Genomic DNA, 23,668 nt, shown 5'->3' on the forward strand with positions numbered 1-23,668 from the left:
TTGCGCTCGTTGTCTGCTGCGCGGCTATGTTACACTTTGGCCCATAAAAGTTAGCCATTACTGCTGATAAGCTCGATTAAATGGGGATTACTATGTCTGATTCAAGCTCTAATTCAAGTTCTAATTCAACACCAGAAATATTACAAATCAGTATTGCTACAGCTAAAGCTGCGCAAAAATGGGGTAATAATGCGTTATTAAGTCCTGCTTCAGACGGTTATCAAATTCATTTGCCTGAAAATGACATACTACGTGGCATGCAAAAAGCCGGTCGTAGTCTGGATAATCTCGGTATTTCACAACTGCAGTTAAGCGGTGCAGGTTGGAGTAAAGACCTGCAATGGGCGTTTTATCAGGGCTTTTGTAATGCCAGAAAGCATGACGGGGTAGGTTTTAACAACGAGCATGGCGAAGCAGAACAACTGCAACAACTAGCGCAGTGTTTTAGCTTTGCCAAAAAAATGATCAATGATACCCCTGAAATGTTATCGCCGGTCGCATTGGCAGAGCAGGCTGAAGCCTTTATCCGCACTATTGCCCCGGCAGGTAGCGTAAGCAGCGAACTGATTACCGGCGCAGACCTGGCCGAAGCCGGCTGGCATGGTATTTACCAGGTAGGTCGGGGCAGTACCCGGCCACCCGCATTGCTGGTGCTGGATTTTAACCCGGCTAAAGCAGCTGACGCCCCGGTTAGCGCCGCACTGGTTGGCAAAGGCATTACCTTTGACAGCGGCGGTTACTCTATAAAGCCTACAGAAGGCATGGCCACCATGAAATGTGATATGGGCGGAGCCGCTACCGTAACCGCAGCGCTGGCCTTGGCGATCACGCAAGGCCTGAAGCAACGGGTAAAACTGATTTTATGCTGTGCTGAAAACCTGATCAGTGGCCACGCCTATAAACTGGGCGATATCATTACCTACAAAAACGGCACTACTGTTGAAATTGTTAATACCGATGCTGAGGGCCGCTTAGTGCTGGCCGACGGCTTGATGTGTGCCGCTGAAAGTAAAGCACCGCTAATTATTGACGCCGCTACCCTGACCGGCGCGGCTATGGTAGCTGTTGGCGGTGAATACAATGCATTATTTGCATTGGACCAGCCTCTGGCTGCGCGTGCACTGCAATATGCCGCCAATGAGCAGGAAGCCACCTGGCAGCTGCCATTAGAGAAATGGCATCAGCAACAATGTCCGTCGCCTTATGCCGATACTGCCAACAGCCGGCCGGTCAAAGGCGGTGGTGCAGGTGGCGCCAGTAATGCAGCCGGGTTTTTAAGCCGGTTTGTGCCGGATGATGGCAAGGGCTGGCTGCACTTCGATTTAGCAGCAGCCTTCAATAACTCTGCCAATAGTTATTGGGCAGCAGGTGCTACCGGGCATGGCATCCGTACTATTGCCGCTGCCTTACTCACTGAAACGACGGCTAAGTAATACTGCAGTGACCAAAAAAGAGCTTAAGGTGGGCTTACCGGTAGCCGAGGTACTGCCGGAGCTTTGCCGATTGCTGAAAAGCGGCAACCGGCTGATTTTGTCGGCGCCGCCCGGTGCCGGTAAATCGACCTGGTTACCATTGCAATTGCTGCAGCAGCCCGATTTTGCAAGTGGCCAGATAATTATGCTGGAACCGCGCCGGCTGGCGGCGAAAACCATTGCCAGTTACCTGGCACAGCAGCTGAATGAGCCGGTGGGCCAGACCGTGGGTTATCAGATCCGCCATGACAGCTGCCAGTCAGCAGCCACCCGGCTGCTAATCGTTACTGAAGGTATTCTTACCCGAAAACTGCAGCAGGACCCCGAGCTTGCCGGGGTTAGTCTGCTGATTTTTGATGAGTTTCATGAGCGTTCGCTGCATGCTGATTTAGCGTTGGCGTTGAGTTTAGAGGTGCAGCAATTAAGGGAAGACCTGAAAATACTGGTGATGTCAGCCACCCTCGATGTTGCCGGGCTTGAACATTATTTGCAGGCACCGTTGGTGAGCAGCAGTGGGCGCAGTTATCCGGTCGATATTCAATATATAAAGCCGGGTTCAGAGCCGCTGGCAGTTCAGGGGGCACGGCAGGCGTTAAGCGCATTTAACGATGAACCGGGGAATATACTGGTTTTTCTGCCGGGTCAGGCAGAAATAAATAAAGCGCGGGAGTTTTTAGCAACTCAGTCGTTGCCGGCAAATCTGCAAGTCTATTCATTGCTTGGTGTGCTGAGCCTGGCTGAACAACAGGCTGCGATAGCGGCACCGCCAACAGGCTACTATAAAATTGTGCTGGCAACTAATCTGGCTGAAACCAGTTTAACCATTGACGGCGTTAATCTGGTAGTAGATACCGGCTTGTGCCGGCGTGCCAGTTTTAACCCGCGCCACGGCATCAGCAAGCTGGAAACGGTGGCCGTTAGTCAGGCTGCGGCCATTCAGCGTGCGGGACGGGCTGGCCGGCAGGCACCGGGGCGTTGTTACCGGATAGACACACTGGAATTATGGCAAAGGCGGGCGGCGTTTGAGCCGGCAGAAATAGAATTGGCAGAGCTTACCCAACTGCGGCTGGAAATTGCGGTATGGGGTTGTCTGCCCGATGATATTAACTGGTTAACCCCGCCGCCGCCCGCGCATCTGGCCGTTGCCAGCCGGTTGTTGCAACAGTTTGCGGCATTGGACGAGGCCGGGGGTATTACCTCCTATGGCCGACGCTTGTATCAGACCGGCAGTTCAGTGCGACTGGCTAATATGTTGTTGTATGCTGCCGAACATGAAACGCAAACTCCCGGGCTGGCGTGGCTGGCTGCATTAGTGGCAGCGCTGTTGGAAGATAGCCGTAATTTGCAGGCAAATCTGGACCAGCAATTACAAACGCTGGCGCATAGCAAGCATGTGCCACAGTACCAGCAAGCGCAATCTTTCGCCCGGCGTTTAGGTGTTAACAGCCGTGCCAGCTTGCCGTTGCAGTGGCTGCCAATGTTACTGCTCAGAGCCTTTCCGGATCAACTGGCGCAGCGCCGTGGTCAGGGTTATTTGCTGGCGAATGGCGTGGGGGCCAGCCTGGCGCCGGATCATCCGTTGCAAGACACCGAACTACTGGTGGTGCTGGATATTCAGCAGTGGCAACAACAAAACCGCATTCGCCATGCGATCGCTATTAAACTGGACGACATCCTGGCCGACTGGCAACAACACCTGAACTGGCAGCTGAAAACCGGCTGGAATGATAAGACCGCCAGTTTCAGCAGCGAGCGTCAACGCTGTTTTGGCCAGCTGGTATTGCAACGGCAGCCGGTGCAAAATGCCATCACAGCTGCTGAACGCCAGCAGGCCTGGCTTGATTACCTGAGCCGGCGTGGTCTGGCGGAATTAAACTGGTCAGATGCAGCACAAAGCTTATGTGCCCGGGTGCAGTTGATCCGACAGCATCAGGGCGCTGATATTCTTCCTGATTTCAGCCCGGCAGCGTTACTGGCAGAGCTGGCCAGTTGGCTTGGGCCACATCTTGGTAATATCAGAAAAAAAATACAGTTAACCCAATTGGAGCTGGAACCCATATTGCTGGCCAGACTAAGTTATCAGCAACAGCAGCGGTTACAGCAGCTATTGCCTGTCTATTGGCAAACGCCGACCGGCAGTCGGCTGAAAATTGATTACCTTCATCCGGGCGGGCCACAACTTTCAGTCAAAGTTCAGGAAATGTATGGTCAACTCACCACGCCCGTGGTGTTAAATGGTGCTATCGCCCTGACCATAGCGTTGCTGGCGCCAGGGCGGCAGCCACTGCAGGTCACCCGCGACTTAGCCAGCTTCTGGCAAAACAGCTGGCAGGATGTTAAAAAAGAAATGAAAGGGCGTTACCCGAAACACTACTGGCCTGATAACCCGGCCGATGCGCAGCCAACAACGAAAACCAAAAAGGCGATGTTACGCGATGTCAACCCGAAGTAAAGGCGCCCGCGCGCCCAAAGTAAAAGTCAGGCCATGGTGGCAGAAGCTATTGTTTACCTTGGGTAAACTGGCATTAGTAATGTCGTTTTTACTGGTTACCTACCTGATTTATCTTGACGGTAAAGTCACCCGGGCTTTTGCCGGCCAGAAATGGCAGGTGCCGGCCCAGATATACGCCCGTAGCCTGGAGCTCTTTCCGGGTAAGGCGTTAACGTCCAGCCAATTACAAGCCGAGCTGGAACAGTTGCAGTATCAGCGTAATCCGGCGATGACGGCTGCCGGCCAATACAGTGTCTCGCGCAATCATATTACGATTTACCGCCGGGCCTTTACCTATATTGATGGCGTTGAGCCCGAAGCTTTATTCAGTGTGGAATTTAATAGCAGTGGCATTAACCGGATCCGTTACCGGCAGCAGCAGGAAGTAAACTTTGCCCGGCTGGAACCGCAGTTAATTGAGCATATGCTGTCACCGCATCAGGAAGACCGTGAGCTGGTGCGGTTAGAACAGGTACCCAGCCTGGTCAAAGAGGGGCTGTTACTGGTGGAAGACCGCGATTTTTATCATCATCGCGGTGTGTCACCACTGTCGGTTTTACGGGCGCTATGGGCGAATATTGTGGCCGGGAGAACGGTGCAGGGCGGCTCTACTTTAACCCAACAGCTGGCAAAAAATATGTATTTATCCAGCGACCGGACCCTGCTACGTAAAATTAATGAAGCGATGATAGCGCTTATTCTGGATTACCGCTTTAGCAAAGATCATTTGCTGGAAGCGTACCTGAACGAAATTTTTCTGGGGCAGAATCATGCCACAGCCGTGCATGGTTTTGGCCTGGGCAGCCGTTTCTATTTCGCCAAACCCATAACAGAACTGCGGCCAGATGAAATCGCATTGTTAATTGGCCTGCTGAAAGGGCCATCATACTATGACCCGAGGCGCTACCCTGAGCGCGCGATTACCCGGCGGGATCTGGTGCTGAGGCTGATGTTTGAACACCATTTGCTGGATGGTGAACAGTATCAGCAAGCACTGGCTGAACCATTACAACTGGTGCCGCGTGGTCAGTATCTGAATGCGCGTTTCCCGGCTTATCTGGATGCGGTCAAGAAAGAACTGCGGCAAATAAATTTTGACCAGCAGCTGTTAAGTAGTGGCATAAAAGTCTTTACGTTTTTAGATCCGAAAGCGCAACAGCAGGCAGAGCTGACTGTGCGCCGGCAACTCCAAAGTCAGGACGAGCAACTGCAGGCAGCGATGCTGGTTGTCAATTACCAGCAGGCAGAGATTCAGGCGCTGGTGGGCGGTAAAGAAAGTGGTTTTGCCGGCTTTAACCGGGCGCTGGATGCCAGGCGGCAAATTGGCAGCATTATCAAACCGGTAATTTATCTGGAGGCACTGAATCAGCCCGGCAGGTTTTCGCTGGCATCGATACTGGACGACCAGCCTTTAAGTTTGCGTTCAAATAATGAAGACTGGCAGCCGCAGAATTTTGATAAAACATTCCGTGGGCCGGTTAATTTGTTTACAGCGTTAACGGACTCATTGAATGTGCCGACAGTGCGGCTGGGGTTGCAGTTGGGTATGCCAGCAATAAGTGATGGCTTGCGCAAGCTGGGATTAAACCGCCGGGTCAATTTGCATCCGGCGGCGTTGCTGGGGGCAATTGAACTAAGCCCGCTGGAAGTCAGTCAGTTGTATCAGACCATGGCAAACGACGGGGTTTATCAAACACTGGCGACTGTGCAAGCAGTAACAGATCAGGATGGCCACCGTCTTTATCACCGGTCTGGTCAGCGCTACAGCCGCTATTCACCGCAAAGTATTTATCTGCTGCACCATGCATTAATAGCAGCGACGCAAACCGGCACGGCAAAGGCGTTGCAACACGCCTTACCGATGACTACATTTGCCGGAAAAACCGGAACTTCAAGTGATTATCGCGACAGTTGGTTCAGTGGTTTTGACCAGCAGACTCTGGTGACCGTCTGGTTGGGGCGGGATGATAATAAACCAATAGGCCTGACCGGCAGTAGTGGTGCCTTACCATTGTTTATTGACTACTTTCGGGGCCAGGGGGCGCAATCGTTGATCCGGTATTTGCCCGATCAGGTACGAATTCAGGCCTTTTCAGCTATCAGTGGTACACCAGTGGCTGAAACTTGCGCTAACATATTGTTATTACCTGCAATGTCAGTTGAAATGCAGCAACAATTAACCTGTGATGATTAACGTTAACTTTTTAAGTAAATAGGGTGCAGCAAACTCATTATTATGGAAATTAAACCCGAACGTTCGCTCTTGGTTGGTGAATGGCACTATCTGGCAAAAGAAGACAAGCTGGTGAAGCTGGATCAGCAGGGCCAGATTGTTGCCACGGCTGATTTAGATAACCTGGGCCAGAAAGTTGTTAACTACTTTATTGTCCATGCCGGTAACCTGGTGACGAAAGATCAACTGCTGGCTGATGTCTGGGGGATCCGGGATGTGTCTGACGGCCGGGTGATGCGGGTGATCCGGGCTATCCGGATTGCGCTGAACGACGACACCCGACAGCCAACCTATATTGAAACGATACCCAAGCGGGGTTACCGCTTTATCGCCAATGTGGCTGAAATCCCCGATAAACCTCTGCCTGAAAACGACACCGTAACCTTAGCGCCTGTACCTGCTGCTGTCAGTCCGCGCCGCCAGGCATCGATTTGGGCAGGGATAGTATTGGCACCCGTGCTGGTATTGTTAGTCTGGCTACTATGGTTAAAGCCAGTGACTGAAGACCAGCCAGCAGAAGTTAACACTATTCCGCTCTGGCGATATACACCTATTACCTCACTGGATGGTCTGGAGTTTTATCATAACGTTTCGCCTGATGAGCGCTTTCTGGTGTTTAGTTATGCCAGAGTAGATTCTGAGCAAATCGCTGTATTAAATTTACAGAATTTAGATAGCCACAGAAGAGTACAGATAACGGACGATAGTGCAAATAGCCTGGGCGCTGCCTTTAGTCCGGATGGCAAGCAAATCGCTTACCACAGGATGCTACCAGACCGAAGTTGTGAAATCAGACTGCTTGAACTTGAGCCAGGCCAGATGGTGGTCAAAAGCGACAAGTTGTTAACACTCTGTACGCCAGAATCGGTATCTGCAAGAATTAGCTGGTCGCCTGATGGCCGTTACATTGTTTATCCCAGCCTCGACCCAGAACAACGGCAGATGGTTATGATGATGTATCCGGTGGCGGGTGGAACCGCTGAGCAGCTGACCGTGCCCCCGGCCAGCAGCTTTGGCGATTATGCCGGCCGTTATTCCCGTGCCGGCGATAAAATTGCCTTTATCCGCGATGCGGCTGGCGCTGCGCAAATCTGGCTGCTCGATTTAACCAATAGAGCAACCCGGTTGTTGGTGCAGATTGATGATGCCTATCCGGGCAATATCGACTGGACGCTGGATGACCGCAGTATTATTTACCCCTCCGGGCCAACTGCATTGGGAATTGTTGACGTGGCTACTGGTGAGAGTCGTGAACTGGCCTATACCGATAATCATGCCAGCGAAATTCAGCTGGGGGCAATTAGTGGTAAAATTTATGCGTCGGTCGGTTTTTTCTCGCATACCAATATCAAAAAGGTTAACAATAAGCTGGCTACTGCCACGCCCACAGAAAACCTGGTTTTCAGTTCCAACCGCAATGAATCATTGGTTGAAATAAACCCGCAAACAGATGGACCTACTGCTGTGGTATCCCGTCGGTCTGGCTTACCTCAGGTCTGGTTATTTTATCTGGATGGACAGCAACAGCAAATTACTCACTTTGAAACCCGGGAGCGATTCAGAAACATGATGTTCTCACCTGATGGAAGTCAATTGTTGTTGCATTTAAATAGTGGGATCTGGCTGTTGGCGTTGGATGGTCAGCTTAGGCAAATAGTAGGACAGAAAGAAGAGATTGTTGCTAATCCTGCCTGGAGCCGGGATGGTACTGAAGTGTTTTACGCGCAATCGCGGCAGGGACGTTGGGATATCATGGCCGCTTCTACTGATGTAGAGATTGAAAAGCGCTTGCTTGCGACCGATCGTGAATTATATATAGAGTCATTCATCGCTCCATACAATATTTGGAGGGATGCTAACTCAAAAACATTTTACATAGAGTATCCGAATGAGGCTCCTAGGGAACTAAAATTAGATACGACCGCTGATCAAATGTTTTTCAAGTTCGATTTGCGACAGCACGGCTTTTATTACACTTACTTGCTTGAAGATAGTTATTATCAACTTCGTTATTTTAATCTGGGAACGAAAGATATCAATCTACAGGTGATTGACGATTACTTGTATCATAGCCGCTTTAGTATGTCTGCCGATGAGACTGAAGTCTATTTTTTAGAGGCTAAGAGGGCTGATTTCGACATTGCTGAAATAAGTTTCTAGATCGAGATTTTATAAGAATTTTATTGAAAAACCATCGAGTTTCTGGACGAGTACCGGAGTAAGGTCAATAGGGTAAAGCACAATTGTGTGGCTACCATCCGGAGACTCGAAAATGAGAAATGTGATAAAAGTATCAATTGTTACTGCAGTTTTTACCTCAGCTTTAACTATCAACTATTTTAACAGTGCCCAGAATGATAACGAGCAATTGTTCCTCGATGATTTATACACTTGTCACTGGTGGCCAACATGTCGCGACCCTGATCAACAGAAGCCTATGCCAACAGATAGCTCAGCCCCCAAGCCAAGCGGTGATAAAGACACTACCAAAGATAACAAAGATGAAACTCAGTTGGCCTGAGGCAGATTAACGCTGTTTCAAAAGCAGATACACTCTACTTTTCAGTTAATTAAGGTATAATCCGCCCTGACACTTTAGTCAGGCGGACCTTAATGTCAAATTTAGAACCACTGGTAAAAATCGGCGACTGGTACTATCAGGCGGCTTACGGCCAGTTATTGCCAGCCGAGCCCGACGTCAGCAATGCCGTGCCGGTCGTATTAGAACCCCGACTCCACAGTCTGCTGAATTACTTTTTGTTACATCCGAATCAAATTCTGGATAAAGATACCCTTATTAATGACGTCTGGCCGCCTGCAGAGGGCACAGATGCCGCGGTAATGCGGGCCGTAGGTGCACTGCGTAAAGTGCTGGGCGATAATGTTAAGTCGCCAACCTATATTGCGACTATCGCCAAGAAAGGCTATCAGTGGCTTTGTCAGATTGAGCCACTAACCAGCCAGCAGCGTAAGCCGTTGCCAGGAACCAGAACCCTAACCGCTACTGAACTAACACATACCGCCTCTGATACAGAAAAAGGGTTGCCCTGGCGATTTATCAGCGCAGTATGCAACATATTGTTGCTGGGCGGCGCCGCCCTGGCATACGTGCTGGCCAGCGTGACTGTCACCCCGTTAACTCAGTTACCTGATACAGTAAAACCGCTAAGCGCCTTAACCGGACAAGAGTTCTGGGCCACCCTGGAGCCCGGGCAGCAGTATGCATTCTATTGGCACCGAAAATCTGAAGCGGCGCCACAACAACTGGCCCGCCAGGACTTAACCAGCTTAAAAGTTAATTACAACGAGCAGCGATATCCTGTTGTCAGCCAACCATTGTGGCTGGACAACAATCAGCTTGTGTTCCGGGCGCAGGATAGCGAGCAACACTGTTACTTTTATCAGCAACAGGTGATGCCTGACTTTATGCCTGCCAGCAAAGTAATGCCGTGTCAGCAGGTTCTGACCCAGGGGCTGGCGATTTTAGCGCGTGACTGGTACTGGCTGGATTATGACGCAGACTTGCGCCGTTATGAGCTATGGCGCCGGGCTGAAGATGGCAACACAACACGGCTTATGGCGTTTGAGGAAAAGTGGCACAAAGTTGACCAGCTACTGGTAGTGGGTTCAGCACTGTATCTGGTTGCCCGGCAGGATTTTTATCGTAGCCGGTTGTACCAGGTGAACCTGGAGCAAAAACAGCTGGAAAAAATTGCTGATTTCGACCAGCAAATTATCACCAGTAGTAGCTGGGATAAGCAGCACGCATTGCTGACCCTGAAAAACAGTGAGTTGCAGCTTTATAATCTAAAAAGTAAAAAACAGCTAAGTCTGGGGCCAATGACCTGGGATTTGACCCAGCCACAGCGGTATCAGGAGCGCATTCTGTCTACTCAGTACCTTGATTACACTACTGATATTGTGCTGTTAACACTGGCGAACCAGCAGCTGACCAGTGAACGGAGCTGGCAAACCAGTAATCGCAACGAGCGGTTGTTCGCCGCCAATGGCGAGCAGATTGCGTTTGTTTCTGAGCGGGCCGGGGACAATCAGGTATGGTTGTCACAGGGAAGGGATAGTCGTCAGCTGTCACGGTTAAGCAGTGGCCAGTACATTCAGCAGGTATTCTGGCACCAGGATACCCTGTTGTCAGTTATTGATAACCAGCTTTATCAGATAGCGCTGGAGGATGGCAGCCTTTCGTTAATAAACAGCAGGCCGGTATCAGGCCATTACCAAAGTTGCGATGATATCCTGTACTGGACAGAGCAAACCAGTGATGGCTGGCAGTTAATGGCGGGGCTGCAACAACCCGAAGTGCTGTTGTCAGGGGTGGTAAACCTGAAATGTGCCCCCGCTGGCTTAGTGGTACAGTTTTATAACGACAGCACGCTGGCATTTTGGTCAGCCAGTCAGCCACAACAGTTAAGTCCGTTGCCGGTAAGCCTGAACTGGCACCATATTCTGCCAGAACAGTGGACCAGTACTGAGCGGCAACTGTTATGGCTTGACCGTCAGCAGTGGCGGCTCAAGGTGTATGATTGGCAAAGTGGTGAGATCAGTAGTTACCCCTGGCCGGCTACGGCATTGCCGCTGGAAATTCATAGCGACAATACCGGTAACCTGTTCAGTGTGCAGCCCCGCCACTACGATACCGACATCGTCTGGCTGCAGAATCGCAGTTAAAGCGCAGCAAAACTCTTAGCCGCGGCATCGACTGTGGCGGCCAGATCATCATCACTGTGTGCCAGTGACAAAAAGCCTGCCTCAAAGGCGGAGGGAGCCAGATAGATCCCTTGCTGCAGCATTGAATGGAAGAACTGTTTAAAAGCCGCGGCATCACACTGGGTTGCCTGCTGGTAATTGCTGACTCTTGCTTCATTACTGAAGAAAAAACCAAACATGCCGCCAACCTGATTAAAAGTCATTGGCACCCCGTGCTGTTGTGCCGCAGCACTCAGGCCGGTAACCAGCTGACTGGTTTTAGAAGCCAGCTTTTCGAACACATCTGGCTTGCTGATTTCATTCAGTGCGGCCAGGCCTGCTGCCATAGCGATAGGATTACCAGACAGAGTACCTGCCTGGTAGACCGGACCTAATGGCGCAATATGCTCCATAATAGCCCGCCTGCCACCAAAGGCTCCGACCGGCATACCGCCGCCGATGATTTTGCCAAGCGTGGTCAGGTCTGGTGTTACGTTGTACACCGCCTGCGCGCCGCCCAGCGCAACCCGGAAGCCGGTCATCACTTCATCAAAAATCAGCACGCTCTGATACTGATCGCAGATCCGGCGTAGCCCCTCCAGAAAACCCGGCTCTGGCGGGATGCAGTTCATATTGCCCGCGACGGGTTCGACAATAATGCAGGCGATATCGGCGCCTTTTTCTGCGAAGATTTGTTCTACCTGCGCCAGATTGTTAAATTCACAGGTCAGGGTATATTTGGCAAAGTCTGCCGGTACGCCTGGCGAGTTGGGTACGCCAAGCGTCAGCGCGCCAGAGCCTGCTTTAACCAGCAAAGAGTCGGCATGGCCATGATAACAACCTTCGAACTTTAAAATGGTATCGCGTCTGGTGTAGCCCCGGGCCAAACGAATAGCACTCATGGTGGCTTCGGTGCCGGAGCTTACCATCCGTACCATTTCCATGGACGGTACCAGTTGGGCGATTTTTTCCGCCATATCAATTTCTGCCGGGCAGGGGGCACCGAAGCTCAGGCCATTTGCGGCTGCCTGAATGACCGCATTGCGGATAGCTGCATGGTTGTGACCCAGTAACATCGGACCCCAGGAGCCGATATAGTCAATATAGCGTTTGCCATCAACATCAAATAAGTAGGCGCCATCAGCACGCTCCATAAATACCGGGGTACCGCCGACACTTTTAAAGGCACGCACCGGCGAGTTAACCCCACCGGGGATAGTTAGCTGGGCCCGTTGAAACAGGGTTTCAGATAAAGACATAATAAGTTCCGTTCGCAGTTGTTGGATGTTGTGCTTGTTGGCAGTAGTTCTTGTTGCTGTACTACTTATTGCTATGCTATTTATTGCTATACCACGGCACCGCACATTCGTAATCTTTGACGATATTTTCCACGCCAAGGGTCAGGGCAAACAGTGCCATTCTCACCAGCACACCGTTATCGGCCTGACGAAAAATAGCAAGGTTAGGGTTCAGGTTTAAATCATTGTCTAATTCGTTGGCTTCAATACGCGAATCACGTGGCAACGGATGCATAATAACGGTGTTAGATTTACAGTATCGGGTATAAATTTCCTGATTTAACCGAAACTTACCACGATATTGTTCTGCATCGGCTTTCGATGGGAATCGCTCTTCCTGGATCCGGGTCTGATAAACAATATCGGCATTTAAATGACCTTCCAGTTTATCACTGATCACTAACTGATGGCCGGCATTGGTCAGGTTGCTGATAATGTCATCGGGCATCGCCAACTCGGCAGGTGACACCAAGGTCAGTTTAATATTGCGATATAAACACAGTAGCTTTGACAGTGAATGAACGGTCCGGCCAAATTTTAAATCGCCGACCATCGCAATATGCATACCATCAATTTGCAGGCCAGAGGCGGCCAGCTCACGTTCTATGGTAAACAGATCCAGTAACGCCTGAGTCGGGTGCTCATTGGCGCCGTCACCGCCGTTAAGTACCGGTACCCGGCTGCCTTCAGCGAATTCAGCAACAGAGCCGGCCTGAGGATGGCGCATGGCAATCACATCGCTGTAACTGCTAATTACCCGGGCAGTATCGAACAAAGACTCCCCCTTTGACAGTGCTGAAGACTCCATGCCTGTGGTTTCGCGTACTTCGCCGCCCAGCAGGTTAAACGCACAACCAAAGCTGACCCGGGTACGGGTGCTGGGTTCGAAAAACAGATTGCCAAGAATAGCGCCATCGAGTACCCGGGTCCGTTTTTTGCGGCTGGCATAAGGTGCCATCTGCCGGGCAATATCAAAAATCCGGGTGATGCTGTCACGGTCGAACTGCTTAACAGAGAGGATGTGCTGGCCTTTGAAGCTCATTGTCAGTACTCACTTAACACTTGCCATTGGGCGCCGCTGCTGGCGCAAAGTGGCGCCTATTATACGCAAAACCGATGGTTAAAAGCGAGTTTAGTGCAGTAGCGGCTTCAGCGTTGCCAGTAAAATAATTGCCAGTAATAGCAGCACTGGCATCTCGTTAAATATCCGGTAAAAACGCGGGCTGTGCCGGTTACGATTGTGCTTAAAATCTGCCAGTAATTTAAAACACCAGCCGTGGTAAGCGTACAGCAATATCACCAGCAGTAGTTTAATATGCAACCAGCCACTGGCAACAAACCAGGCTTTGCCATAGGCAACAATAAGCAACGCTCCAAATATCAGGGTCAGCACGGCAAAAGGTGTTACAAAAAAAAGCAGGCGCCGTTCCATGATTTTAAAAGTTTCAGCACAATCGGTACTGCGGGTTTCGGCATGGTAGACAAACAACCGTGGCAGATAAAAAATGCCGGCAAACCAGGCAACCATAAAAAAAAGGTGTAATGCTTTGTATAGCAAAATCAGGGTCATAGTAAATTATTCTGCTTTATTAATAGGCTGCGAACCTGGTCCCAGCGGATAATGCCAATAGGCTCTGTCGGCGAGTCCTGATAGATGTAGACCAGACCATCTCGTTCGTCTTCAAGCAAGGCAAACACTTCCGCCAGGGTAGCCTGATGAGACAATCCGGTAACGTCCTGATAGTTGATGGCACTGTCACCACTCAACGATAAGCTGACATCATAACTTGCCGCCACAAACGCTGTTTCGTCGCCGTCAGTACGTTTTAGCAGCAATTGCACCGGCGGCTGCAGCTGTGCCAGTTGCTGACGCACTGCAGTGTCATCAGGGTTGTGCAGTAATACATACTCTTTACTGAGCAGCGCCAGCACCCCTACTTTTTGCAAGATGTCGTCGGCAGGGGCCAACTTGTAAGGCATTTGCATAAAATCAAGCTGCATCATAAAGATGGATTTATTATTAAAAAACTGCACAGTGGTAACGTACGCCGTAATAATCACCACCATTGCCGGCAGAATAATCTGCTGATTTGACGCCAGTTCAATTACCGCCAGTAGCGCTGCTAATGGTGCGTGCAAGGTCGCGGCCATTAAACCGGCCATGCCGAGTACTGCATAAGTGCCGGCGGTGCTGCTGTCACCAATAAAAATCGCGGGTACGATTGCCAGCAGGGTGCCCAGTACAATACCCATACCAAATACCGGCCCTATTACCCCACCCGGCACACCAAGCCCCAGGGCAAAAATGGTTAGGATCAGTTTACCAATAAATATCACCAGCAATAGCTGAACATCTGTTGGATTGTTTACCGCATTAAAGATTGCGCCGGTTTCAGCGCCCATGGCATGCGGTATCAGATAGCCGACGGCTGCAGTTACCGTACCAGCCAGGGCCAGGCGAACCAATAGTGGCCAGTTTTTAACCAGCCTGATCAGCCGCATCAGGTTCTGGTTAAAAAGAAACGCTACAGCACCGAACACGATGCCGCAAAGAATAAGGTAGGGGAAATGCCAGATGTTTATTGCCACTATATTAAGTGACGCCAGTTCCCTGTCGTGACCAAACACCAGTTGGGTGGCCAGCGCACCGACCACAGATGCCAGCATTATAGGAATGAAGACATGAATACGATATTCACGCAGTACCACTTCCATCACGAAAATCACCGCAGCCAGCGGCGTATTAAATGACGCAGAAATACCTGCTGCTATGCCACAGCCGGCCAGAATACGCACGCTATTATACGGTAGTTGCAGATAACGGCCCACTGTACTGGCACCATAAGCGCCCAGATGCACTGATGGCCCTTCCCGGCCAACTGAAAAACCGCTGACCAGGGCAATGATGCCGCCAAAAAATTGATTCATGGTATTACGAAAGGGCATGATACCGTAACGGGTTTTTATCCGGTGGATAACAAAAGGGATACCCATCCGGTAGTGGCGATAGCCGGTCGCCAGGGCGATAAGCCCTATCAGCAGTGCCCCGCCAAGAGGCAGTAACCAGACAATTTCCGGGTCGGCGCTGGAAAAGTCATCCGATTCCGTCAGAAACAACTGCTGAAGCGCAACAATAGCCAGCCGGAAAATGATAATAAGCAGAGCTGCTATTAAGCCACCAAGCATACCAAGCAAACACAGCTGTAACGATGTTTGCGGTAACGCTAATCGGCGCTGCAACCCGGGCAGCCAGTCTCGCCATCGTCGCATAATAAATAAGATGAGTTAAACGATGGTTTAAGTCTAACATAAGCATATGAGAACGCAGATATTAATTGCTGACATTAGTTGAAACCAAACATAAGTTTGCTTGAAGCCGGGTTAATACTTGAATAAATTAGTCAGGTATTAGATAATCCGCGCTGTTGTAACCCTGTTGGAGCTCCCATGTCTGATATGCAAATACCATTAGAGTTTACTGATGCGGCGGCGCGCAAGGTCGCTATGTTGGTCAGTGAAGAAGATAATCCTAACCTTAAACTGCGGGTTTATATAACTGGCGGTGGCTGTTCTGGTTTTCAGTATGGTTTTACATTTGATGAAAAAGTAAACGATGGTGATTTAACCGTTGAAAAGCAAGGGGTCTCTATGGTTGTAGATCCGATGAGTCTGCAGTATCTGATGGGCGGAGTGGTTGATTATACTGATGGCTTGCAGGGTAGCCGTTTTATCGTGCAGAATCCCAATGCCACCACAACCTGTGGTTGTGGCTCCTCATTTTCTGTTTAGTAAAAGTAGACATTTTGTAAATTTTTAAAGACAATTTTGCTGGGTTATCCAGCAAAGTCGCTTTAAAATCACTGTTTTACTTTATTGACGGGTAGCAAACACCAAAGCGGTCAGAACCAGCGCAATAACTAGGTTGAAGCTGATAATATACAAAAAGCCTTTTTTGCCCTGGGCCAGGGTCCAGTTATTTTGCCGAAGATACAGATACCAAATTATGCACATTAATAACGGTATTATAAACAATAGTTTAACCATTTTTATAACCTCAAAATTCCCACAGTTACCTTCAAAACCTGACAGTTTAACAGTTTATCTTCGTCACTAATTTCCGCCAGTGTAAAGTTGTTGTACATTTTTTAACGCATGTAGCTATACGCTCGTCGCATCCTATGGTTTAATTAATTGCTTTAAATTGCTTATTGCACTGGCAATAAGGTTTGGATTTTATTTCGCAGGAAGGCTGGTTGATCATAATAAAAGCGTAACACGCTGGGAGAAGAAAAAATATGAAAGGTACTAAAAGTGTAATTTCAGACGAGAATAAGCGTCTTTGTGTCTGGCTGAAGCGACAACGTCAGGACAAGGGACATACGATGCGCAGTTTGTCTGAAATTTTAGGGACACCTCATTCATTTATCGGTAAAGTTGAAAATCAGGAGCGCCGCCTGGACGTTATAGAGTATGTCCGTTATTGTCAGGCGCTGGAAGTCGATCCTACTGAAGGGTTAAAACAGGTGCTTAGCGCCTGACATAGAGCACCCTTAAATTACGATAAATTTACAATTTAGATAATAAAGGAAGCCGCTACTCAGCGGCTTTTTTATTCTGGACCAGATTGTTGGCCCGGGCCAATAGCATAATTAACACCAGTACCGGTAAGCCCATTGCAGCAGTCATGATAAAAAAATTGCTATAGCCGAACTGATCGACCCATTGACCAGAAAAACCGCCGGTAAATTTAGGCAGTAACAGCATCAGAGAACTGAACATGGCATATTGGGTAGCGGTAAAAGCCAGATTAACTAACGAGGATAAATAAGCGATAAATGCGCTGGTCGCTATACCGGCACTTAAATTGTCGGCGGAAATAACCAGGGTAAGCCACATCAGATCGTAGCCAATCTGGCTCAGGGCCGAAAACAGCAGATTAGTCGCCGCGCTTAAAATTGCCCCGGCAAACAACACTTTCATCACACCAAATTGATTAATCAATATACCGCCAAGTGCCGCTCCGACCAATGTCATTATCACGCCGAATACTTTTGAAACACTGGCTACTTCTTCTTTGCTATAGCCCATGTCGACGTAAAAAGCATTTGCCATGACGCCCATTACCACATCGGTAAGGCGGTAGCAGGCAATTAACGCCAGAATAAGCAGTGCATGCCATTTGTAACGGTTAAAAAAGTCGGTAAAGGGGGCTATCACAGCTTGTTTTAGCCAGGCGATGAAACGTTGCGCCAGAGTACCCTCAGTAGCGACTTGTTGTTGCAAACCGCTTGCCGGCTCGTTACTTAGTAAGGTGGTCAGTATGCCGGGCAGCATACAAAGCCCCATAACCAGATAGGCTTGCTGCCAGCCAGATAAATCATAGTCACTGCCATCAGAAAACAAGGCTGCCAGCCACAACGTACCGGCTGATGCCAGAATCATCGCCAGGCGATAGCCTGTAAGATAAGCAGCGGCCAGCGCCGCCTGCATTTCAACTGCAGCACTCTCAATCCTGAATGCATCAACATTAATATCCTGAGTGGCAGAGGAAAACGCCAGTAATACGGCTAAGCCAGCCATTAACGCTAAATTTTGTTGCGGATCGGTCAAGGCCATACAGCAGATTGCAATAGCGACCAAAACCTGTGACGTCAATAACCAGCTGCGGCGTCGCCCCAGCCAGTTGTGCAGTAGCGGGATTTTCAGGTTGTCAGCCAACGGAGACCACAACCATTTGATGGCATAGGCCATTGCGACCCAGCTGAAATAGCCAATGTCCGCCCGGGACACGTCTGCTTCCCGCAACCAGAATGACAATACGCCAAACACCAGCATTAAGGGCAAGCCACTGGAAAAGCCCATTACAAAAATAATGAGAACCTGGCGTTGGAAGTAGATTCGCAGGCCTGAGAGCCAGGAAAAATAAGAGGTCAAAGCAAACATCCGTACAAAAAACCGTGTGATTAGCTTACGCTGCTGATAATTCTGGTCAAGTGATTAGGGCGTGTTGACGTTTGGTGGTTGTTTTTGCAGCAACACGCCCTAGGGCCTGACGCCAATGCAATCTAACGGGCAATGGCCTTTACCGCGCAGAAAGCTCAGACAATCCTGAATACTTCTGCGCAGCTGCCTGTTATGTTGCAGGCTATCAGCCGGCCAATATTCCAGCTGATGCATCAGGTGCCAGAACACCCACTCCCGCAAACTGGCGGGGGTGTCGGCCAGCAAATGAAATTGCGACCACTCTTCCAGGGTATCCCAAATAAATATATGCAGCTCGCTATGGGCCAACCGACCACGCAAAAAGCGGGATACATAGTACACCAACTGCTGAGATTTAAGTTCAATAAACCACTCTGACATCGCTTGCCTCAACTGTTGCATAGAGGACAACAATTAAGGCAAGTATAGCGGGTTTTACTCGGTTGGCAGTAAGCGAACCGTTTTTAACAGTAAAGGTTCGCGGGGCACATCAGGCCAGCCCAGATTTTTGCTGGTTTCGGTTTCCAGTACATTAATTTTATCCAGCACCTCAAAGCCACTAACTACCCGGCCAAATACCGCGTAACCCCATCGTGAACCCGGGTCGAGACTAGCGTTGTCGGCGAGATTAATATAAAACTGGCTGCTGGCACTGTGCGGATTAGATAAGCGTGCCATAGCGACGCTACCAAACTGGTTTTTTAAGCCATTACCGGATTCATTAAAGATAGTTTTGCCTTGTTTAATTTCACTGAACTGCATATCGTAGCCGCCGCCCTGCACCACGAAATCAGCGATAAGCCGGTGAAAAACCGTGTTGTTGTAAGCATTGGCTTTGACATAACTTAAAAAATTATTAACGGTAACTGGCGCACGACTGCGATCAAGCTCTAACACAATATTACCTTGCGACGTTTCCAGCTGTACGCGGGGATACAGGTTATCCGGTTGCATAAACTTACCAGCCTGCACTGACATGGCACAACACAGTGTTACTAATATCAACCATAGTCGCATTATTTTATCCTCTGATATGGGTTTGCCAGCTTTCATCGCGCAGCAAGTCGGTAAGCACCTGCTCGGTAAGCACTCTGAGTTCACGTTCAATTACTGCTACGTCAGCCCGAAATGGCGCAATTTGGCGGCTGTCACCGCTGTAAGCTTTAGAAAAGCTATTGCCGTTATGTTGCACCAATACCGTCATGGTTACCCGGTTAACCACTTCATGATCAAGTGGCCGTTGGTTTACTCTGGCCTGTAGCTGGTTAATCTGGATGGTGAGCGAGCGCTCACTCTGATTCGTTAAGCTGGCACCCCGTGCGGTTAATGCATCGGCGACGGTTTGTTCCAGCTCTGCTCTCAGATCATTGGCTGTAGCATAGCCCTGACTGGTATCACCGCGCTGAATTACCAGAGTGTTGAGGCTGGAACGCTGATCCAGCAGGTAAAAGCTGAACGCACTTTGCTTCAGTGTGGGGGCTTGAGGCCAGAACACCTGTGGACTGACAATTAACTGCGGTGGTTTGCTGGCACAGCCGGCAAGCAACAATAAACACAGCAACAGGGTACGCATCTGGTTAGCTCCTTTTTATCGCTTCGAGTATCACAAATTTTGGGTTCGCTGCTAATTGCTGACAATGGCCGAATAGCCGCTGCAACTGCTGCTGATAATTGAGATGGCGGTTAGCTACAATACGCAACCGGCCTCCCTGTTTCAATACCCGCTTAGCTTCGGTAAACATTTGGGTAGCAATATGCGAGGTAACCGTGTGCTGCTGATGAAAGGGCGGATTACAAATAATCTGATCCGCGCTTTGGTCTTGTTGGCTGGCCAGACAATCATCGACTACAAACTCGCTGTTGCCATAGCATTGCGGCATATTCAATTCGATATTGGCCTTTGCTGACGCGACGGCCATATAGGATTCATCAGTAAATACAAGGTTGCTGCCGGGCTGATCAGCCAGCAACGTCAGGCCAAGCACACCATTACCACAACCTAAATCAATAATCCGCTGGCCAGTTGTGTCCTGGGGTAAGTGTTGTAGTAAAAACCGGGCGCCTAAATCAAGTTTTTCCCGGGCGAAAACATTGGCGTGGTTTATCAAAGTAAAATCAGTATCCTCCAGTGGCCATTGTAGCGGGAAGTGCGGTTGTGGTTTGCCGGGTTCAGGCTGACAGCGTATTAGCCGGCACTTTTTGACGGCCAGTGACGCCTCGGCCTGCCCCAGTTGTGTTGCAAAGATATCCAGCACATTGCGGTTGATCTCTTTCGCCTTCGCCGCAGCAAGAATGATAGTATCGGGGCGCACCACAGCCGCCAGCTGACTCAGAATAAAACGCAGATAACTATGGTTATTTGGCAGCTTCAATAACACAATATCAGTGTTGTCCGGCAGCGGTTGCAGGCTGTTGATGCTGCTAAAAGCCTGGTTATCTATGCCATTTGCTGTCCGGTTATGCAGTACTGCCTGCTGTGCCAGAAAAGAGTCGCTGCTGCTGGTTTGCCGGCAATGGGCCAGAGCGCAGGACAGGGCGCCAAAACTATCGTTAACCAGTAATACGTTGGGCGTCGCTGAGTGCGTCGCGGTAAAGTCAGCAATAGCAGTGTTTGCTGCGTCTATCAGCAGTTCGTCAGCCGCATCCCAGGCTTGTAAGCTGTGATTGGGCTGGTTTAGTGGCCAGCGATGGAGCGTCAGGTTGATCTGACCAAACTGAAATTGGGTATTCATAACGACAACATTTAAGCAGAGAGAGCCGCATTTTGACACGCAAGGCGCAGAGCGACAACCGCAAAGCTGAAGCACAACAGTTTTTATTACCTGACGCTGCTATTACACTCTGGCCTGCCTGGCTATCAGCCTCTGGTGCGTCACTGCTGCAAGCACAGTTAACTGCTGATTTACCGTGGCGCCAGGAGCAAATCCGCATCTATGGCAAAACGGTCAAGATACCCCGGCGCCAGGTCTGGATGGGCGACCCGCATTGCAGTTATCAGTATTCCGGTGCGCGCTTTATGCCTGCGCCCTGGCATCCGGCATTACAGCAGTTAGCCGCTGAGCTAAGCGATACTATCGGCCGGCCATTTAATTGCGTGTTACTTAATCTGTATGCTAGTGGTCAGGACCACATGGGCTGGCATGCTGATAACGAGCCTGAACTGGGTGATACGCCCGCTATTGCATCACTGAGTCTGGGGGCGACACGTCGATTCGACTTACAGCACCGTACGCTAGGGCATCAACTGCAGTTACAACTCGAAAATGGCAGTTTGTTGCTGATGGCCGGGGACTGTCAGCAGCACTGGCAGCATAGGCTACCAAAGCAGAGCCGGGTAGACGCGCCAAGGTTAAACCTTACTTTTCGATATATTGCACCGCCTCGATAGATAAAATTATTTTTAGTAAGCTGGCCAGTTCGTTAGCTTCCCCTGTAAGTTGAAATGCGAAATAGCAGGCGACAATCCTGGCCTGCTTAACTATCATCAGATGAAAAGCTGAGCTGAGATTTTAAAGATGATGATCCAAACGGTAATTGAACAAAAACTTCTGAGTGCATTCGATCCGGTGCATCTTGAGGTGATTAACGAAAGTAGTAACCATAATGTACCTGCAGGTTCCGAATCACATTTTAAAGTTGTGATAGTAACTCCGGCGTTTGATGGTATGCGTCTGCTTCCCCGGCACCGGGCCGTTAATGCGGTGGTGGCCGAAGAACTGGCTGAGAAAATTCACGCGCTGGCACTGCACACTTATACGCCCAGCGAGTGGTATGAGTACTACGCTGAAAAACCGCCTGCATCGCCAAAATGTTTAGGTGGCAGTAAAGTTGATAAAGCAACAATATAAGCCTGGCATACGCCAAATCGTCCAGTTTATTCGCTAAATTCAGCCTGAAATAAAATAAACAGGCTGATCAGACCTGTTTTCTGGGTTAAAGTTTTACACTAGCGTAATTTTTTAGCGAGCTAACAGCAGGACTTCTTATGGTTATTCAACCGAAAATTCGTGGTTTTATTTGTACTAACGCTCATCCGATGGGCTGTGCTGAGAATGTAAGACAACAAATTAGTTATGTAAAACAGCAGGGGCCTGTAGCTAATGGCCCGAAAAACGTATTGGTTATAGGTGCATCTACTGGTTATGGCCTGGCATCAAGAATTACCGCTGCGTTTGGTTCCGGTGCTAACACCCTGGGTATCTTTTTTGAAAAAGCGCCTACCGAAAGTAAAACCGGTTCCGCGGGCTGGTATAACACCGCTGCCTTTGAACAAGCCGCAGGGGCAGAAGGCTTGTGGAACAAACATCTGAATGGTGATGCCTTTACTGATGAGTTAAAAGCCGAGGCCATTAATCTTATCCGCAGTGAAATGGGTAAAATTGATTTAGTGGTGTATAGCCTTGCCGCTCCACGTCGTAAAGATCCGGTAAGTGGTGAAGTTTACAGCTCAGTACTCAAACCTATTGGCCAGGCATATACCGCGAAAAACCTTAATACCACCAAGCGGGAAATTGAAGAAGTCTCGGTTGAACCGGCTAACGACGATGAGATATTTAACACCGTTAAAGTGATGGGCGGTGAAGACTGGGAGCGCTGGTTAGATCAGCTGCATGCAGCGGGTGTTTTGGCAGAGAACTGTCAGACTGTGGCATACACTTACATTGGTAAAAAACTTACCTGGCCAATTTATGGTAAAGCCACTATTGGCCGCGCCAAAGAAGATTTAGATCGGGCAGCAGGGGCAATTCGCAGCAAGCTTAGCGATGTTAAAGCCAAAGCTTATGTCGCTTCTTTAAAAGCGTTGGTTACGCAGGCCAGTTCAGCCATTCCAATTATGCCGTTGTATATTTCGCTGCTATATCGGGTGATGAAAGAGCAGGGCAGTCATGAGGGCTGTATTGAACAGATTAACGGTTTATTCCGCCAGGGTTTATATAGCAACACGCCAACCCTGGATGATGCCGGCAGGTTGCGGATGGATGGCAAAGAGCTGGCCGATCAGGTGCAGGATAAAGTTGCGGCACTGTGGGGGCAGGTAACTACTGATACCATTGACAGTCTGACCGATTATCATGGCTACCATACTGAATTTTTACATTTATTCGGCTTTGGCTTTGATGGTGTCGATTACGATGCCGATGTCACGCCAGCCGTGCCATTAGCCAACCTGGCTAATTAGTCTTATTGACAAGCCGCCCCCGGGCGGCTTTATTTTGCCATTAAATTAAGTGGAACTAGCTAACAAAGCCAGTCATTAAGCTGTGTCGGCGCAAAAACCTGTTAACTGGAACCGGCAATTTTACCCGGGGCAGGCTACAATGATTTTGCTGATAATTTTACGCTGTACCATGGATAGCCGCTGGCTTTAATGTTAGAATTCGCGACTTTAATACGTGTATCTGGTTAAAAATTAATCGCCCTAGTGGCTGGATTAGTAGAATCAGGTGTGCTGCGCTCGCTGCAGCTGAAAAACTAGACCCGGTTTCTT

General features: G+C 49.5%; 20 protein-coding genes. 11 read left to right on the plus strand and 9 right to left on the minus strand.

What is annotated here, in order from left to right; all coding sequences use genetic code 11:
- The first annotated feature begins 92 nt into the window (after positions 1–92).
- The 6 genes from pepB (at position 93) to CRO03_RS10090 (ending at position 10,882) form a co-directional block, all read left to right on the plus strand.
- A complete protein-coding gene (gene pepB / locus CRO03_RS10065) occupies positions 93–1,433 on the plus strand; it encodes an aminopeptidase PepB (protein ID WP_097111498.1) in 1,341 nt (446 codons plus the stop codon).
- Positions 1,381–3,924 (plus strand): ATP-dependent helicase HrpB, encoded by a 2,544-nt coding sequence (hrpB, locus tag CRO03_RS10070; RefSeq protein WP_097111499.1) that lies wholly within the window; start codon positions 1,381–1,383, stop codon positions 3,922–3,924. The genes pepB and hrpB overlap by 53 nt, the downstream gene beginning before the upstream one ends.
- Positions 3,908–6,157, plus strand: coding sequence for a penicillin-binding protein 1B (mrcB, locus tag CRO03_RS10075; RefSeq protein WP_097111500.1), 2,250 nt, complete (start codon positions 3,908–3,910; stop codon positions 6,155–6,157). The genes hrpB and mrcB overlap by 17 nt, the downstream gene beginning before the upstream one ends.
- A 42-nt stretch (positions 6,158–6,199) precedes the next feature.
- Positions 6,200–8,356 (plus strand): winged helix-turn-helix domain-containing protein, encoded by a 2,157-nt coding sequence (locus CRO03_RS10080; protein ID WP_097111501.1) that lies wholly within the window; start codon positions 6,200–6,202, stop codon positions 8,354–8,356.
- 112 nt (positions 8,357–8,468) lie between these two features.
- A complete protein-coding gene (locus CRO03_RS10085; protein ID WP_097111502.1) occupies positions 8,469–8,717 on the plus strand; it encodes a hypothetical protein in 249 nt (82 codons plus the stop codon).
- 92 nt (positions 8,718–8,809) lie between these two features.
- Entirely contained in the window at positions 8,810–10,882 is a 2,073-nt protein-coding gene (locus CRO03_RS10090; RefSeq protein ID WP_097111503.1) for a winged helix-turn-helix domain-containing protein, read from the plus strand.
- Here the strand turns inward: CRO03_RS10090 and hemL are convergent.
- From hemL to CRO03_RS10110, 4 genes are all read right to left on the minus strand, one after another.
- The gene (hemL, locus tag CRO03_RS10095) at positions 10,879–12,159 is read right to left on the minus strand and encodes a glutamate-1-semialdehyde 2,1-aminomutase (RefSeq protein ID WP_097111504.1); all 1,281 of its coding nucleotides are present in this window, start codon (positions 12,157–12,159) and stop codon (positions 10,879–10,881) included. The two genes, CRO03_RS10090 and hemL, sit on opposite strands and share 4 nt — an antisense overlap.
- A 76-nt stretch (positions 12,160–12,235) precedes the next feature.
- Positions 12,236–13,240 carry an aspartate carbamoyltransferase gene (locus tag CRO03_RS10100; protein WP_097111505.1) on the minus strand — a complete coding sequence of 335 codons (1,005 nt, stop codon included), beginning with the start codon at positions 13,238–13,240 and terminating at the stop codon, positions 12,236–12,238.
- Positions 13,241–13,330: 90 nt separating this feature from the next.
- Positions 13,331–13,768 (minus strand): CopD family protein, encoded by a 438-nt coding sequence (locus tag CRO03_RS10105; protein WP_097111506.1) that lies wholly within the window; start codon positions 13,766–13,768, stop codon positions 13,331–13,333.
- Positions 13,765–15,468: a chloride channel protein gene (locus CRO03_RS10110; protein ID WP_097111507.1), complete on the minus strand. Its 1,704-nt coding sequence runs from the start codon at positions 15,466–15,468 to the stop codon at positions 13,765–13,767. Before CRO03_RS10110 ends, CRO03_RS10105 begins: the two co-directional genes overlap by 4 nt.
- 177 nt (positions 15,469–15,645) lie before the next feature.
- On the opposite strand from CRO03_RS10110, the gene erpA reads away from it, so the two are divergent.
- Complete coding sequence (gene erpA / locus CRO03_RS10115; RefSeq protein WP_097111508.1) at positions 15,646–15,987, plus strand: iron-sulfur cluster insertion protein ErpA; 342 nt, start codon at positions 15,646–15,648, stop codon at positions 15,985–15,987.
- A 506-nt stretch (positions 15,988–16,493) separates the two neighbouring features.
- A complete protein-coding gene (locus CRO03_RS18630; protein WP_019675992.1) occupies positions 16,494–16,736 on the plus strand; it encodes a helix-turn-helix domain-containing protein in 243 nt (80 codons plus the stop codon).
- A gap of 55 nt (positions 16,737–16,791) precedes the next feature.
- Here the strand turns inward: CRO03_RS18630 and CRO03_RS10125 are convergent, their stop codons facing one another.
- The 5 genes from CRO03_RS10125 to CRO03_RS10145 form a co-directional block, all read right to left on the minus strand.
- On the minus strand, positions 16,792–18,141 hold the full coding sequence (locus CRO03_RS10125) for an AmpG family muropeptide MFS transporter (RefSeq protein WP_097111509.1): 1,350 nt from the start codon (positions 18,139–18,141) through the stop codon (positions 16,792–16,794).
- Positions 18,142–18,240: 99 nt separating this feature from the next.
- Positions 18,241–18,561: a hypothetical protein gene (locus CRO03_RS10130; protein WP_097111510.1), complete on the minus strand. Its 321-nt coding sequence runs from the start codon at positions 18,559–18,561 to the stop codon at positions 18,241–18,243.
- 54 nt (positions 18,562–18,615) lie between these two features.
- Entirely contained in the window at positions 18,616–19,197 is a 582-nt protein-coding gene (locus CRO03_RS10135; protein WP_097111511.1) for a peptidylprolyl isomerase, read from the minus strand.
- Positions 19,198–19,201: 4 nt separating this feature from the next.
- Positions 19,202–19,753 carry a YajG family lipoprotein gene (locus tag CRO03_RS10140; protein WP_097111512.1) on the minus strand — a complete coding sequence of 184 codons (552 nt, stop codon included), beginning with the start codon at positions 19,751–19,753 and terminating at the stop codon, positions 19,202–19,204.
- A gap of 4 nt (positions 19,754–19,757) precedes the next feature.
- The gene (locus CRO03_RS10145; protein WP_097111513.1) at positions 19,758–20,912 is read right to left on the minus strand and encodes a methyltransferase; all 1,155 of its coding nucleotides are present in this window, start codon (positions 20,910–20,912) and stop codon (positions 19,758–19,760) included.
- A gap of 32 nt (positions 20,913–20,944) precedes the next feature.
- Between CRO03_RS10145 and CRO03_RS10150 the strand changes: the two genes are divergently transcribed.
- From CRO03_RS10150 to fabV, 3 genes are all read left to right on the plus strand, one after another.
- Entirely contained in the window at positions 20,945–21,568 is a 624-nt protein-coding gene (locus CRO03_RS10150) for an alpha-ketoglutarate-dependent dioxygenase AlkB family protein (protein ID WP_097111514.1), read from the plus strand.
- Positions 21,569–21,695: 127 nt separating this feature from the next.
- Entirely contained in the window at positions 21,696–22,028 is a 333-nt protein-coding gene (locus CRO03_RS10155) for a BolA family protein (protein ID WP_097111515.1), read from the plus strand.
- Between the two features lie 137 nt (positions 22,029–22,165).
- Positions 22,166–23,359, plus strand: a complete 1,194-nt coding sequence (fabV, locus tag CRO03_RS10160; RefSeq protein WP_097111516.1) for an enoyl-ACP reductase FabV — start codon at positions 22,166–22,168, stop codon at positions 23,357–23,359.
- Positions 23,360–23,668 lie beyond the last annotated feature (309 nt).

This window comes from Arsukibacterium tuosuense (assembly GCF_900215315.1).
GTDB lineage: Bacteria > Pseudomonadota > Gammaproteobacteria > Enterobacterales > Alteromonadaceae > Alishewanella > Alishewanella tuosuense.

Coding starts and splice junctions, on each gene's coding strand:
- CRO03_RS10110 (WP_097111507.1), bottom strand. CDS start 15,468: ATGCGACGATGGCGAGACTGGCTGCCCGGGTTGCAGCGCCGATTAGCG.
- CRO03_RS10130 (WP_097111510.1), bottom strand. CDS start 18,561: ATGTCAGAGTGGTTTATTGAACTTAAATCTCAGCAGTTGGTGTACTAT.
- CRO03_RS10140 (WP_097111512.1), bottom strand. CDS start 19,753: ATGCGTACCCTGTTGCTGTGTTTATTGTTGCTTGCCGGCTGTGCCAGC.
- CRO03_RS10125 (WP_097111509.1), bottom strand. CDS start 18,141: ATGTTTGCTTTGACCTCTTATTTTTCCTGGCTCTCAGGCCTGCGAATC.
- fabV (WP_097111516.1), top strand. CDS start 22,166: ATGGTTATTCAACCGAAAATTCGTGGTTTTATTTGTACTAACGCTCAT.
- CRO03_RS10155 (WP_097111515.1), top strand. CDS start 21,696: ATGATGATCCAAACGGTAATTGAACAAAAACTTCTGAGTGCATTCGAT.
- CRO03_RS10105 (WP_097111506.1), bottom strand. CDS start 13,768: ATGACCCTGATTTTGCTATACAAAGCATTACACCTTTTTTTTATGGTT.
- CRO03_RS10135 (WP_097111511.1), bottom strand. CDS start 19,197: ATGCGACTATGGTTGATATTAGTAACACTGTGTTGTGCCATGTCAGTG.
- CRO03_RS10085 (WP_097111502.1), top strand. CDS start 8,469: ATGAGAAATGTGATAAAAGTATCAATTGTTACTGCAGTTTTTACCTCA.
- hemL (WP_097111504.1), bottom strand. CDS start 12,159: ATGTCTTTATCTGAAACCCTGTTTCAACGGGCCCAGCTAACTATCCCC.
- erpA (WP_097111508.1), top strand. CDS start 15,646: ATGTCTGATATGCAAATACCATTAGAGTTTACTGATGCGGCGGCGCGC.
- CRO03_RS10090 (WP_097111503.1), top strand. CDS start 8,810: ATGTCAAATTTAGAACCACTGGTAAAAATCGGCGACTGGTACTATCAG.
- CRO03_RS10080 (WP_097111501.1), top strand. CDS start 6,200: ATGGAAATTAAACCCGAACGTTCGCTCTTGGTTGGTGAATGGCACTAT.
- mrcB (WP_097111500.1), top strand. CDS start 3,908: ATGTCAACCCGAAGTAAAGGCGCCCGCGCGCCCAAAGTAAAAGTCAGG.
- pepB (WP_097111498.1), top strand. CDS start 93: ATGTCTGATTCAAGCTCTAATTCAAGTTCTAATTCAACACCAGAAATA.
- CRO03_RS18630 (WP_019675992.1), top strand. CDS start 16,494: ATGAAAGGTACTAAAAGTGTAATTTCAGACGAGAATAAGCGTCTTTGT.
- CRO03_RS10100 (WP_097111505.1), bottom strand. CDS start 13,240: ATGAGCTTCAAAGGCCAGCACATCCTCTCTGTTAAGCAGTTCGACCGT.
- hrpB (WP_097111499.1), top strand. CDS start 1,381: ATGGCATCCGTACTATTGCCGCTGCCTTACTCACTGAAACGACGGCTA.
- CRO03_RS10145 (WP_097111513.1), bottom strand. CDS start 20,912: ATGAATACCCAATTTCAGTTTGGTCAGATCAACCTGACGCTCCATCGC.